The organism is Halobacillus faecis, from assembly GCF_007991335.1.
GTDB lineage: Bacteria > Bacillota > Bacilli > Bacillales > Halobacillaceae > Halobacillus > Halobacillus faecis.
In genome coordinates this window covers 254686-267376 of sequence record NZ_BJYD01000012.1, presented here as the reverse complement: position 1 = coordinate 267376, position 12691 = coordinate 254686, and the positions used below count along the sequence as shown (strand labels likewise).

Annotated in this window: 13 protein-coding genes and 2 riboswitches; of the genes, 3 read left to right on the top strand and 10 right to left on the bottom strand. The window is 45.6% G+C overall.

What is annotated here, in order from left to right:
• The first annotated feature begins 89 nt into the window (after positions 1 to 89).
• The gene (locus HFA01_RS07725) at positions 90 to 1310 is read left to right on the top strand and encodes a threonine synthase (protein WP_146814880.1); all 1221 of its coding nucleotides are present in this window, start codon (positions 90 to 92) and stop codon (positions 1308 to 1310) included.
• Positions 1311 to 1418: 108 nt separating this feature from the next.
• A complete protein-coding gene (locus tag HFA01_RS07720; protein ID WP_146814878.1) occupies positions 1419 to 3173 on the top strand; it encodes a methyl-accepting chemotaxis protein in 1755 nt (584 codons plus the stop codon).
• Positions 3174 to 3341: 168 nt separating this feature from the next.
• On the opposite strand, the gene thiE is transcribed toward HFA01_RS07720, so the two are convergent.
• The 5 genes from thiE to thiW form a co-directional block, all read right to left on the bottom strand.
• Positions 3342 to 3956 (bottom strand): thiamine phosphate synthase, encoded by a 615-nt coding sequence (thiE, locus tag HFA01_RS07715; RefSeq protein WP_146814876.1) that lies wholly within the window; start codon positions 3954 to 3956, stop codon positions 3342 to 3344.
• Positions 3956 to 4711 carry a hydroxyethylthiazole kinase gene (thiM, locus tag HFA01_RS07710; protein ID WP_146814874.1) on the bottom strand — a complete coding sequence of 252 codons (756 nt, stop codon included), beginning with the start codon at positions 4709 to 4711 and terminating at the stop codon, positions 3956 to 3958. The genes thiE and thiM overlap by 1 nt, the downstream gene beginning before the upstream one ends.
• Positions 4702 to 5514 (bottom strand): bifunctional hydroxymethylpyrimidine kinase/phosphomethylpyrimidine kinase, encoded by an 813-nt coding sequence (thiD, locus tag HFA01_RS07705; protein ID WP_146814872.1) that lies wholly within the window; start codon positions 5512 to 5514, stop codon positions 4702 to 4704. The genes thiM and thiD overlap by 10 nt, the downstream gene beginning before the upstream one ends.
• A complete protein-coding gene (gene tenA, locus HFA01_RS07700; protein ID WP_146814870.1) occupies positions 5511 to 6197 on the bottom strand; it encodes a thiaminase II in 687 nt (228 codons plus the stop codon). The genes thiD and tenA overlap by 4 nt, the downstream gene beginning before the upstream one ends.
• Before the next feature lie 42 nt (positions 6198 to 6239).
• Positions 6240 to 6345: riboswitch (TPP riboswitch) on the bottom strand.
• 5 nt (positions 6346 to 6350) lie between these two features.
• On the bottom strand, positions 6351 to 6839 hold the full coding sequence (thiW, locus tag HFA01_RS07695; protein ID WP_146814868.1) for an energy coupling factor transporter S component ThiW: 489 nt from the start codon (positions 6837 to 6839) through the stop codon (positions 6351 to 6353).
• Positions 6840 to 6932: 93 nt separating this feature from the next.
• Positions 6933 to 7042: riboswitch (TPP riboswitch) on the bottom strand.
• 108 nt (positions 7043 to 7150) lie between these two features.
• Between thiW and HFA01_RS07690 the strand changes: the two genes are divergently transcribed.
• The gene (locus tag HFA01_RS07690; RefSeq protein WP_146814866.1) at positions 7151 to 7687 is read left to right on the top strand and encodes a DUF3221 domain-containing protein; all 537 of its coding nucleotides are present in this window, start codon (positions 7151 to 7153) and stop codon (positions 7685 to 7687) included.
• Between the two features lie 22 nt (positions 7688 to 7709).
• Here the strand turns inward: HFA01_RS07690 and HFA01_RS07685 are convergent, their stop codons facing one another.
• From HFA01_RS07685 to ku, 5 genes are all read right to left on the bottom strand, one after another.
• Positions 7710 to 9380, bottom strand: coding sequence for a PucR family transcriptional regulator (locus tag HFA01_RS07685; RefSeq protein ID WP_146814864.1), 1671 nt, complete (start codon positions 9378 to 9380; stop codon positions 7710 to 7712).
• Between the two features lie 17 nt (positions 9381 to 9397).
• A complete protein-coding gene (locus HFA01_RS07680; protein WP_146814862.1) occupies positions 9398 to 10363 on the bottom strand; it encodes a threonine/serine dehydratase in 966 nt (321 codons plus the stop codon).
• A 591-nt stretch (positions 10364 to 10954) separates the two neighbouring features.
• The gene (locus tag HFA01_RS07675) at positions 10955 to 11602 is read right to left on the bottom strand and encodes a Fic/DOC family protein (RefSeq protein WP_246139294.1); all 648 of its coding nucleotides are present in this window, start codon (positions 11600 to 11602) and stop codon (positions 10955 to 10957) included.
• Positions 11556 to 11735 (bottom strand): hypothetical protein, encoded by a 180-nt coding sequence (locus tag HFA01_RS07670; protein WP_146814860.1) that lies wholly within the window; start codon positions 11733 to 11735, stop codon positions 11556 to 11558. Before HFA01_RS07670 ends, HFA01_RS07675 begins: the two co-directional genes overlap by 47 nt.
• Before the next feature lie 74 nt (positions 11736 to 11809).
• Positions 11810 to 12646 carry a non-homologous end joining protein Ku gene (ku, locus tag HFA01_RS07665; RefSeq protein ID WP_115823132.1) on the bottom strand — a complete coding sequence of 279 codons (837 nt, stop codon included), beginning with the start codon at positions 12644 to 12646 and terminating at the stop codon, positions 11810 to 11812.
• Between the last annotated feature and the right edge of the window lie 45 nt (positions 12647 to 12691).

The following is a 12691-nucleotide window of genomic DNA, read 5'->3' as shown; positions in this document are numbered from 1 at the left end:
AGGATGTCCATAGTACAATGTCGTCAAAAGCCTCTCCATCCATTTCTTATGTTACGATACGAATAACCGGATCAAAGGAGGATATGAAGATGACATACAGTTACTTATCTCATTTGTACTGCCCGAAATGTGAGGAAAGCTATAGAGCTACAGAACCCCAGCATCTATGTACATGCGGATCTCCTTTACTCGTAAGCTATGACTTAGACAATCTGAAGAAATCATGGTCCCCCGAGCAACTGAAAGAAAGATCCCCCGATCTTTGGCGTTATCATGAACTTTTACCACTCCAGGATCCTACATACAAAACTTCTTTGGGAGAAGGCATGAGTCCGTTGATTCCCCTCCCTACCCTGCAGACAGATATGAATATCCGAAAACTGCATATGAAAGATGAAGGAATCATCCCTACCGGATCCTTCAAGGCAAGAGGCGCTGCAGTTGGTGTATCCAAAGCGAAAGAACTCGGCGTGAAAGAACTTGCCATGCCGACAAACGGCAACGCAGGGGCAGCCTGGTCCCTATACGCTTCAAGAGCATCAATGGAATCGACCATTGTCATGCCTATGGATGCACCCAAAATCACCCGGAACGAATGTGCCTTATCAGGGGCCAACCTTTTTCTCGTGAACGGGCTGATCAGCGATGCAGGAAAAATTGTCGCGGAAGCTGTAGAAACTTCCGAACTCTATGATGTATCTACATTAAAAGAACCATATAGGATTGAAGGAAAGAAAACGATGGGTCTTGAAATCGCAGAGCAGTTAGGCTGGAACGTTCCAGATGTCATCCTCTACCCGACAGGTGGCGGCGTTGGATTAATCGGTATTCATAAAGCCTTGAGAGAATTACAGGAGCTTGGCTGGATCGCTAAAGACCGGATGCCAAAGCTCGTAGCTGTTCAATCTGAAGGTTGTGCTCCGATCGTGGAAGCATGGCAGCAAGGGCTGAGGGAATCTTCGTTCTGGAAAGATTCTGAAACCATCGCATTTGGCATCAATGTACCCAAGGCGATTGGGGACTTCCTCGTCCTTGACGCCTTATATGATACAAGCGGATGTGCAGTAGCGGTCAGCGATGATGACCTTTTGAAAGAGCAAAAAAGAATAGCCCAAAAAGAAGGAGCCTTCGTCTGCCCAGAAGGCGCTGCAGCATTTGCTGCTGCGAGAAAGTTAAGAGCAGAAAACTGGATTTCCGCATCGGATGAAGTGGTGGTACTCAATACGGGCGCGGGAATTAAGTATCCGGATACCGTTCAAATCGAAATTCCAGTTCTTCAACCAGGGGATCGTCTGCAAAACAAGGTTTAAATTATCGCCACGAAATCTTTACAAATTTTGTCCGACTTATATAAATTCATCCCCTTCTTCCGATATTAGAAAAAAGAGAAAAAGACAGACGAAGAAGGGGTTTGGAGTATGAGAAGCTTTTGGAAAATCAACCGGACAATCCGGGCAAAGGTATTCATTATGGGGTTATTGCTTTTAGCCATCCCATCACTAATTATTGGATTAATCGGTTACCAGTCCAGTAAAGGAAGTCTTGATGAGCTTGGAAAGACAAACCTGAAAAACAGCGTAGAACAAGCAGTGGACATGATTGAAATCGCAAATCAATCGGTCCAGGCAGGGAACCTTTCCCTGGAAGAAGCTCAAGAAACAGTAAAAGAACAACTTCTCGGACCCATGCAGGAAGATGGAACTCGTCCGATTAACTCAACCATTGACCTTGGTGAAAACGGTTACTTCTTTGTTTTGGATGAAAAGGGAACCGAACTAGCCCACCCTTCCCTTGAAGGGGAAAATATATGGGAATCCCAAGACTCAAATGGAGTCATGGTCGCACAGGAGCTTATCTCAAATGGAACCAACGGAGGCGGTTTCACCTATTTCGAATGGCCATTGCCGGGGGATCCTGACACCGTTGCCCCTAAAGTATCCTACTCCCTTTACGAGCCATCTTGGGGCTGGGTTGTCGTCTCAGGCACATACATGATGGATTTCAACAGCGGAGCCAGTCAGATCTTAAACACATTATTAATCACGCTTGGAGTATCGTTGATTTTAGGTGCCTTCATCATATGGTTCTTCTCCAATCGCTTAACAAAACCGATCAAACAGCTATCTGACCACTCTACAAGGATTGCTGAAGGAGATTTCACCGCAGCCGATCTTCAAGTGTCGAATCAGGACGAAATAGGCGTGCTCGTGGAAAATTTCAATACAATGAAAAACAACCTGAAGGCGCTGATCGAGTCTGTTTCTGCTTCTTCAGAACAAGTGGCAGCCGCTTCCCAACAATTGAATGCCAACGCAGAAGAAAACTCACTTGCGGCAGAACAAGTCACAACAGCCATTCAAGAAGTTGCCGCAGGATCTGATCAACAGATGGACAATGCCAATGAATCTTCCGAATGGATTCATGATATATCATCAAATATTCAAACCATTTCCACACAAATGATCAACCTTTCAGAAAAGTCGAATCAGACAGCTGAAACATCCGGATCAGGAGAGAAGCTTATTCATACTGCCCTACAGCAAATGCATGAAATCAATGATCATACCAATACCACAAGCGGTACAATTCAGGTTCTCGAGAAAAAATCCAACGAAATTGGCAAAATCGTATCTCTGATTACAGATATCTCTGAGCAGACAAACTTGCTCGCGTTGAATGCGGCTATTGAAGCAGCACGGGCCGGTGAACATGGAAAAGGTTTTGCTGTAGTAGCCGAAGAAGTAAGGAAACTGGCCGAGCAGTCTAGTCAATCGGCGAATCACATTATGGACCTGGTACATGATATCCAACAAAAAACACAAGAAGCGGTGCAGTTTATGAATAAAAGTGATGAAGCTGTTAAATCCGGTGTGCATGTAGTTGGAGAAGCCGAACAGACATTTAAAACGATTACAACAGATGTTCATGATCTGTCTGGAGGGATGAACGATATCACAGGCTCCATTCAATCGATGACTCATCATATTCAAAGTCTCGTAGAATCCTTTGAAGCGGTTAAGAACTTCTCTGTCCAGGCATCAGAACAATCCCAGCACGTAGCCGCTACGACAGAGCAGCAAAATGCATCCATTCAGGAGATTACATCTGCGAGTGAAACACTAGCTCAAGAAGCTAGCAATCTTCAGGAACAAGTCAGCCGTTTCAGATACTAGGTCCCACACCTCCCACCATTTGGCCGTTATTATAGATTCGATTGGTAGAGGGGTTAAGATTAATCATTACACCTAGAGTCTGGTAAAGATAAGATTTTAGGGATAGATGGAATTGTCTTACGCCCCCACACAAAAGGAACTCATGCCCCTGCATGAGTTCCTTTTGTTTCATATCGCTTGTACAACGGCAGATATGTCCGCTGCGTGTGTAATGGCCGATATGACAGCCACACCGTCCGCCCCAGCTTCCATCACTTCAGCAGCATTTTCAGGATGAATGCCTCCAATCCCGACTACGGGCACCTCAGGAAACGCTTTTTTGACGACCTTCACCCATTCAGGCCCTGCTACAGGATTGGCGTCTTTCTTCGTGATTGTCCTGTACATCGGTCCCACACCTAAATAGTCGACAAGATGGACAGGGCTCTGTTCTAGTTCTGTACGATCAGAGACCGATAATCCAATGATTGTATCAGGGTATTTTGAACGAATCTCTTTCACACTTCGATCACTCTGTCCAACATGGATTCCATCGGCCTTCAACGCATCAAAAAGTTCGACGTCATCGTTGACGATGAATAAAATGTCCGCTTCGGCACAACGTTGGCGCAGCTTATGACCGAGACTGTACTTCGCTCCTCCAGTTAGAGCGCCTTCTCCTTTTTCCCTATATTGAAAGCACGTGATACCAGCTTTGATCGCTTCATCCAAAATGCTCAATGGATCTTTGTTACAGTTTTGACTGCCCATGACGAAGTATTTTCTAAGTGTAGAAGCTTTCATCATTCAACCCTCCCGGCTAATGCATCGACAAATCGCGGAATGAATGTCCCTGGTCCTTCGAGATCAGGGTGAACCGCCGCTTGTTCCGCTGCCCGGCCATAATGGCTTAATGTTGCCAGAACCTTATCTTTAGAATTACCTTCAACCGCTAAGCTTGCTGTGAGCAAGGAACCCAGCAAACAGCCGGATCCTGTAATTTGAGCAAGGAGAGGGTGTCCAGTTTCATTGACAAAAACTTCCCCGTCGATACATCCGACATCCTTTTCTCCTGTACAAACGGCCCCGGTCTGATATTTCTCTGCTACTAGACGAACGATGGCTTCAGGATCAGATTCTCCTGTAGAATCTACGCCTTTCGTTTCCACATACTGATCGACGAGATGGGCAAGTTCCCCCGCATTCCCTTTAATGACAGTCGGCTTCACCTCCTGCAAGATTCGCTGGCATGCATCTGAACGATAACGAGTGGCAGGGGCACCAACAGGATCCAAGACGACCGGAATGCCGATTTCATTCGCCGCTTTCCCTGCATGAATCATGGCTTTCACCTGGTCTTCATGAAGCGTCCCTATATTCAATAAAAGCCCTTGAGATAATCGTGTGACGTCTGCAACCTCCTGTTTAGCATTAGCCATAATCGGCGATCCTCCGAAAGCAAGAAGTCCGTTTGCTGTAAAATTCATGACAACCGCATTCGTGATGTGATGGATCAATGGGCGTTGTTCTCTCACTCTTTCGATCATATTTACAGCCATTGGTTGAAAACCTCCTCACGTAAAGCAAAATGATTGGTCGGTCCACTTCCTTTCCCTAAATGGAAGGAGTGGCGGATTGCTTCAGTTACAAAGTATTTCGCTTCTTTGACGGCTTGTGGCAAAGCGTGTCCCTGACTGAGGTAAGCTGTAATGGCTGCTGAATACGTACACCCTGTGCCATGCGTATTTGGAGAATCAATACGTTCCGATTCAAATTCATAGACACGCCCCCCATCATATAAAAAGTCAACCGCTCTTCCATTGAGGTGTCCCCCTTTGACAAGGGCCGCACCCGCACCTAAGTCTTGAACGATCACTTCGGCCGCTTCTTTCATATCTGCCTCTGTTTCGATAACCTCTCCGACAAGCACTTCCGTTTCAGGGATGTTGGGAGTCACGAGTGCTGTCTTTGGTACGAGGTATTCTTTCAAATAACGCTGGTCTTCTTTTTCAATCAATGGGTCCCCGCTTTGGGCAACCATGACAGGGTCCATGACGTAAGGAGCATCCACCTCATCCAACCATTCACTGATGACTTTCATCATATTCTTGTTGGCAATCATCCCTGTTTTCAGTGCATGAACAGGCATGTCCTCAGAAATAGCTTTCAACTGACTCAGAATGAAGTTTTCTGAAAGGTGATGAACATCCTTCACTCCTGTCGTATTTTGAGAAACAACGGAAGTCACAACACTCATGCCGTAACTCTTTAGCTCCTGGAACGTTTTCAGGTCTGCTTGAATACCTGCACCCCCGCTCGGATCTGTTCCGGCGATCGTCAACGCACATGAAACTCGTCTCATCTCACACCCTCCTTTTCACAAGGCCATTGCTCTTGTGTGTAAGCCATATCCCAAAAGGCATATTCCAGCTGACAACTTTTTCGGAAGGCTTCTCTCATCCGCTGCTTTTCCGGTTCAGAAGCACGTTCAGCATACTGATCAAGCCGTTCACATAAGACTGCCGTTAGACTCTTCACTTCCTTATTGGCATAAAACTCGATCCACGGGAGGAAGGGATGATCAAGCTCCGGCTGATAGCTATTCAACAGCTCAACTCCGATTTCATAATACGTCCACGGGCACGGAAGCAAGGCAGCTAATATTTCTCCCATATCCCCTTGATGGGCATGAAATAGCATATGTTTGATATAGTGATCAGCGGTCGGCGGCAATGGATATCCTTGCAGTTCTTCATAGGAAACACCAATCTGTTCACAAAAATTATTGTGAGGATGAACCTCGCTGTTCAGCACGAAATCGATCTGTTCATTGAACAGCTGTATATCTTCCCTTCCCTGAGACTTGGAAATGGCGATTCCATAGACGTGCATAAAGGCGTTCAAATACTCATAATCAGCCTTGATATAGTGAATCAACGCTTCTTTTGGAACCTCCCCTTTTCCGATGCCTTGGATAAAGGGGTGGGAGAAGATTTTTTGATAGATATCCTGATTTTCTTTTCTTAAATGATTGGAAAAAGACATGATGGAGCCTCCTATTATTCTCGGAAGCTACTAGAGGACAGAAAGGGATTCTTACTACTTCCCTCCGCCGGCATGACCCGGATCAGGTATTGAGGGACCAAGGAATATCTCCTTATCTCAGCGAATACTCGCGCCCCTAGCATTTTCCGTGTATTATGGTTGTAAGATCATGTTTTCAACTTTCACTCGTGATAAAATGAAGGCAGCAATCATAGCCCCCGAGACACTGCTTACGACAAAAGAAGGAACAAACGCGAAAACACCAGCTGAACTTCCCATCAAGACGTGTGCAATTGGAACAGATGCCAAAGCCCCGATGACTCCAGTGCCTAGAACTTCACCAATCACCGCAGACCTTTTTCTTTCAAACATCCGGTAACAAAGCCCTGCCAATAATGCACCAAACATTCCGCCCGGAAAAGCAAGAAAGGTGCCGAGCCCTAATAGGAAACGTAAAATCCCGATGACAAAAGCAACCATGACCGCAGGGACGGGTCCAAGCACCACCGCCGCAATCACATTAACCGCATGTTGCACAGGATAAGCTTTCGCAATTCCAGCCGGAAACCAGAGGAATTGAGCTCCAAGCGTCCCAATGGCAACAAGCACGGCCATCGTTGTAAGTCGTTTTGTATTTCTCATTTTTCACCACCTTTCCGCACAGGAGCTGAATGGATCCATATAAAAAAGCCAGATCCTTAGAGGACCTGGCCTGGTATGCAGTAAGTCGATACGTGTATCGTCAGACTACTTCCCTCCGCTGGTATTAACCAGATCAGGTTCGTAAGAGTCAGAAAGCTTGCTCGCTTTCCTCTCAGCCCATTCAGGCTCCCCTAGTAGTTTCATAAACTTATTCGCTTGGTGATTCTCATCATAACAAAGTTGGATGTTTCTGTCATGTGAAACTTTTCCACCTGTACAAACGTCAACATACGAAGATAAGGAGTGTGTGAATGATGAAAATGAGATGGATGCTGGGTATTTTCATAGTTTTCTCTCTATTCCTTCCTGCCTGTGGGCTTTCAGAGACAAAAGAAGTAGACCAGAATGAAGTGGAAGCAGGCGCATCTGATCCGGACATGAGCGGTTTTGTTATGGATCAGGACGAGGACAGTATCCTGGTTGTCACACCGATGGATGACGGATCAGGGGATGAAGGACGGGCCATGTGGGTCTCCGGAGCCCCAGAAGGTCTATGGATCGGCAAACAGGTGGAGGTATGGGTGGACGGAGATATTGCTGAATCCTACCCTGAACAAGCCACGGCCGAAAAAGTCCAGGAACTTGAAATGAGTGAAGTACAAGGAGCGGATTTGAAGGCTTCCGAAGCTCTTTCTACAGCGTTGTCCGAAACAGAACCAGAACAGACAGATGTCCTGATCGTTTCTCTGCTTTCTTTTGATGAAGAATCCGACCAGTGGACCGTCAAGCTGGACCGACGTGGGAGCGATCAGGGCGAATGGAAAACGACCGTTAAAGATGAAAAATAGAGCGCCATCCTGGAGGAGCGCTCTATGCATCCACTTTCTTCAAAAGCCATAACCTTACACTCAACTCCAGCAAGAAAAGGTCATCTGCATTGAGAAGAGATAGTCCTGTCAAATGCTCAATGTTTCTCAACCTGTGCAATAACGATTGACGGTGCAGATTAAGGGCACGGGATGTTTGACTGACATTACTGTTGTATTTGTTGTAGATCATAAACGTATGAATCAGTTCTGTCTGCCGTTTCTGATCATAATCAATCAGCTTTTCCAATGTATCTGAAACAATTGCTCCGATTTCTTCTTCGTGGGACAGGGCCATGAGCAAGCGATTCATCCTTGTGTCACTGAAAAATGTCCGCTCCCCTTCTTCATGCTGCTGACCGATTTTCAGTGCTGTTGCCGCCTCTTCATAGCTTTTATTAAAAGCCTGATACCCACCTTTATGACAAGAAATCCCCCAACTGATCGTAATTCCTTTCAATAACTCATGCAGCCTCCGTTCAATCAGGTCGAGAAACTGATTTGCGGTTTCTTCGTAATCTGGACGATCCGTTTCCAAATAAACGATGACCTCGCCTTCGTCAAAGGTAGTCATCGTCCTTCTGTGCAGCGTATCTCCTGCATGAGTGACTTCCTTCTGAATGTAATAATTCCGACTATTGATCGATGACGATTTTACTTGAGGCATCGTTGAAGAGGTGCGTTCCTCCTCCGGCTGCACGAAACGGATGTGGCCGACAAGACAAATGTAAGGCTTCTCCAAGTCATAACCAAGCAGCTGTGCTTTTGATAAGAGAGCTCTGTCCATCTCCCTTTCCTGCTTGGCTAAATCCAGCAAAAAGTTGTCCTTAAGTCTGATTTCAGTCATTTCAATGGCGTTCTCTTTTACAAAATAAAGCGCACAAGCTGTGAGTGCATGATCCAGGATGTGAAGGTTCACCCACGTTAAATCCTTTTCGTTCTTTGGTTTGAACAGAATATAACCCTGTTTCTTATAGTTTGATAAAATTGTAAGCTGGTAGCATTTTTGATTACCAATTTCATAGGTTTCAATGTAATGGCGGAGTGGGTGATCACTGTCTATATCCGTTTCTACCAATGTGCCTTCCTGTGGAAGCTCATGCCCATTTAAAACATCGATGTAATAACGATCAAAATACTGATTCGCCCGGATTTGCTTGTTATGATCGCTGATGGCCGTTGGAATACCCGTGTTCTGGTAGACAATGGATGTAATCTCCTGCAGCCCTTTTCCGTTCAGGACACAATTGATCAACTCCTGCCTGATCTCTTCCGTCCGTTGCTGCTCTTGACGCTTTTCCTCACTGATCAATCGTAAGACGTCCTGTAAAATATCTCCGAACCTTATCTCCCAAGGAATTTCCATCACGACCAACTCATGTTTCTCCGCAAGTTTTAACACGCGATCAGGAATTTTGTACAGATGACGGCCTGTGGCAAAAGCGAGGACAGATGCTTCTGATCGGATGACGTCCTCTACATATCCTTCTAGCGCCAATACATCATCCCCACAGCCAACACCTGTACTTAGCACAAATTCATTGTTCCTGACAAAGTTCTCCACAGGTGTTTCAATTACTGAAATCCAGTCCACTTGCCGATCATACAGATCTGTCTGCACTTTAGCTTTTTCGAGAACAGGAAGTTTCAAGACTTCCTCCACCGCAACCCCCATTTCCACTCCTCCCCCATTTACGATTTAGCCAGAAGATTTAAGACCACATCATGATCGATATTGTTTCCGCTCAAAACGACAACTACATGTTTCCCTTTTAAATCATTGCAATGAAGCAAGTGGCCGATCCCCGTTGCAGCCGCTCCTTCCACAACCATCTTGTGGTGCTCAAGGGTAAAGATCAGGCCTTCTTCGATCTGCGACTCTTCTACAAGAACACCCTTGTCCATGTAAGCTTGCGTCATCGGAAATGTGTAACGGTTCTCTGTCCCAATACCTCCAAGGAGGCTGTCTGCCAATGTATAAGATTCCTCAAGAATCACAGCTTTACCCTTCGCAAGGCTTTCCTGCATGACGGCTCCCTTCTTCATCGTCACTCCTGTTATGTGTATAGAAGGTTCAATTGATTTCATTACAAACGCAATACCGGACAACAACCCACCTCCAGACAAAGGGATAATCACTTCATCCACCTCAGGACACTGTTCCATAATTTCAAGCGCGATTGTGCCCTGACCGGCAATGATTTCCCGATCATCAAAAGGCTTGATCACCGTCATCCCTGCCCCTCTTTCCAATTCAGCACACCTAGCTTCTGCTTCATCTTGACTGCTCCCTACGACTTCCACCGAAGCGTGCAATTTTTTTAGACGGTTCACCTTAGCCTTCGGAACACGATTCGATATACATACCGTACAAGGAATTCCTAACTCTGCTGCTACATACGCAACAGAGATCCCATGATTTCCTGTTGAAAAAGTGGTCACACCCTTTTTTAAATCCTTATCGTCCAAAGATAAGATTTTGTTTGCTGCCCCTCGCAGTTTAAATGAACCCGTAGGATGGGTATGCTCCAGCTTCAAATGAACATGGGCCCCTGTGTGGTCAGAGAGAGGTTCTGAATACAGAATAGGAGTGGGATGAACAAACGAAGATATGCGCTTTTTTGCTTCCCAAACCTCTCTGAAGGAAAGGTAGGTCATTCATAACGTCCTCCTTCTTGGATTTTCACGATTCTAAGTTTGAATTTTCAGTTATTTTTATTATAGTGGAACATCCTCCTATGTTTAAAGAGTTAAAATACCATCTATATTTTTTAATTATGATTAAGGCAGTGTTTTTGGCACGACTTGCCCTCCTGGTGCGATTGGGCACCCCTTTGGCGCGACTCGGCATCCCTTTGGCGCGACTCGGCAACCTTTTGGCGCGACTCGGCAACCTTTGGCGCGACTCGGCGTCTCTTTGGCGCGACTCGGCAACCTTTTGGCGCGACTCGGCGTCTCTTTGGCGCGACTCGGCGTCTCTTTGGCGCGACTCGGCGTCTCTTTGGCGCGACTCGGCATCCCTTTGGCGCGATTCGAATCCTCTTTAGCGCGACTCGTCCACTCTTTAGCACGATTCAATCAAATATAAAAAAGGACAGATGCGCTTAGTTAGCATCTGTCCTTTCCCCTTTTGGTTAACCCGTGGCCCAAGCAAATGTATGCAAAACAAGTGAAAATAACAAAAAGAAAGAGTGGACATTCGTGGAAGTGGAATCCTTGGTCTTCATGCAAAAAAACCCCAGCCTTGTATCAAGCTGAAGGTTTTTGGTAGGTAGTTAAAGATTGACTGATGACCTGTGCCAGTGCACTCACATCTTTGACAGATTGAACACTCGCCCGAAAGATCACATCGGGGGGAACCGCGGACCAATCCAAGTCATACCCTGCTTCCAAAGCTATGCAGCGGATAAACTCCCGTAAGCTCCTCCCATTTCCTTCTCTGAAAGGATGGAGTACATTAATTTCTGACATGTAATAAACCAATTTCTCTACAACCTGTACTCTGTTCATACTTTTCCAATCTTCTCTCATCAACTGTTGAAATATGGGCTCAGCCGCATCGTGAATAAACCTGGCCTGAGCAAAAGAAAATCCATCCTTCGTTATGTTTTCTGTTCGAATTTCTCCAGCAAACGGGTAAAGATCTGAAAATAGACGCGCATGAATTCTCTGTAAATGCCGCAAGTCGAAATCCCCTTCAACCGGGTTGGATTGAAGTTCGGCAAGCCTTTGAGCCGTAAACATCGTTTCCAAGGCCGTCAGTTGTTTCTCATCTTTGATGTCATAATGGTTGATCAAAACGTTTGATCCCGGATAACAATACTTCGATTTTTCATTCCCGTACCTTGTGTCAGGCATGATGAGCCAGTTCCAACGCCTGTTTGACGAACTCCTCATGAGAAATCTCCCCTGTCAGGCACTTTTTCACAAGCAATTTCTGCTTCTTGTTCAAACGTTGTCCCTCGACAGCCAGAGACGCTAAAGCAGGGCGCATAAGTAATTCCACTTCTTCCTCGGAACGTACGGTCATCCAATCCCTCCGAACTATAATCATATCTTCTCCATTATACTACAGATAGAGGTTTTATAGACGATGAAGTCCTATCAGGAAGTCTTTTTCTTACCAGATGTCGTCGTCTTTTTCTTCGTGGTTTTCTTCTTCTTGGATCCTTTCGTTTTCTCTAAGGATTTTTCCAATGCGTCCATTAAATTTGTCACGTTATCCGGCTTGGGTTTATCTTTAGCCGTCGTAACTTCTTCATTGTTTTTCTTCGCTTCAATCAGCTCCATCAGCGCCGTCCTGTACTCATCCTTGTATTTTTCAGGGTCGAATTCCGCTGTCAACTGATCAATTAAAGTAACGGCTGTACTTAATTCTTTCTTACTTAGTTCTGTTTCTTCCGGAACATTCGGCACGTCCTGGACCGACCTGACCTCATCAGGATAATGGATGGTTTCCATGACCAGCGTGTTCTCATACACCCGGACAATGGCCAATTGCTCCTTGGAACGGATGATAATTTTTGCAATTCCGATCTTCTCCGTATCTCCGAGCGCCTGACGAAGGAGGCTGTAAGCTTTTGACCCTCCTTCACTTGGAGAGATGAAATAACTCCGCTCAAAATAAATCGGATCGATTTCTTCTAACTTCACAAAATCGATGATTTCGACCGCTTTGTCTTCTTGTTCCTTTTTCAACTGTTCCAGGTCTTCTTTGTCTAAAACGACAAACTTGTTCTTCGCATATTCATAAGCTTTTACAATCTCTTCACTCTCTATTTCCCGCTCACATACCGGACAACGCTTCTCATATTCGACCGGTGATTTACATTCTTCATGAAGCTGACGTAACTTAATGTCCTTGTTCTCAGTTGCCGCGTGCAGTTTCACAGGAATATTCACAAGCCCGAAGCTGATGGTCCCTTTCCACATCGTGTGCATCCCGACCACTCCTTTTTCCTATAGGTTTCACGAGAATCTTAAAAA

What these genes read in the sequence shown, in the direction of transcription:
- HFA01_RS07725 (WP_146814880.1), top strand. Translation starts at nt 90, where the DNA reads ATGACATACAGTTACTTATCTCATTTGTACTGCCCGAAATGTGAGGAA.
- HFA01_RS07720 (WP_146814878.1), top strand. Translation starts at nt 1,419, where the DNA reads ATGAGAAGCTTTTGGAAAATCAACCGGACAATCCGGGCAAAGGTATTC.
- thiE (WP_146814876.1), bottom strand. Translation starts at nt 3,956, where the DNA reads ATGAAAGCTTCTACACTTAGAAAATACTTCGTCATGGGCAGTCAAAAC.
- thiM (WP_146814874.1), bottom strand. Translation starts at nt 4,711, where the DNA reads ATGGCTGTAAATATGATCGAAAGAGTGAGAGAACAACGCCCATTGATC.
- thiD (WP_146814872.1), bottom strand. Translation starts at nt 5,514, where the DNA reads ATGAGACGAGTTTCATGTGCGTTGACGATCGCCGGAACAGATCCGAGC.
- tenA (WP_146814870.1), bottom strand. Translation starts at nt 6,197, where the DNA reads ATGTCTTTTTCCAATCATTTAAGAAAAGAAAATCAGGATATCTATCAA.
- thiW (WP_146814868.1), bottom strand. Translation starts at nt 6,839, where the DNA reads ATGAGAAATACAAAACGACTTACAACGATGGCCGTGCTTGTTGCCATT.
- HFA01_RS07690 (WP_146814866.1), top strand. Translation starts at nt 7,151, where the DNA reads ATGATGAAAATGAGATGGATGCTGGGTATTTTCATAGTTTTCTCTCTA.
- HFA01_RS07685 (WP_146814864.1), bottom strand. Translation starts at nt 9,380, where the DNA reads ATGGGGGTTGCGGTGGAGGAAGTCTTGAAACTTCCTGTTCTCGAAAAA.
- HFA01_RS07680 (WP_146814862.1), bottom strand. Translation starts at nt 10,363, where the DNA reads ATGACCTACCTTTCCTTCAGAGAGGTTTGGGAAGCAAAAAAGCGCATA.
- HFA01_RS07675 (WP_246139294.1), bottom strand. Translation starts at nt 11,602, where the DNA reads ATGAGGAGTTCGTCAAACAGGCGTTGGAACTGGCTCATCATGCCTGAC.
- HFA01_RS07670 (WP_146814860.1), bottom strand. Translation starts at nt 11,735, where the DNA reads ATGACCGTACGTTCCGAGGAAGAAGTGGAATTACTTATGCGCCCTGCT.
- ku (WP_115823132.1), bottom strand. Translation starts at nt 12,646, where the DNA reads ATGCACACGATGTGGAAAGGGACCATCAGCTTCGGGCTTGTGAATATT.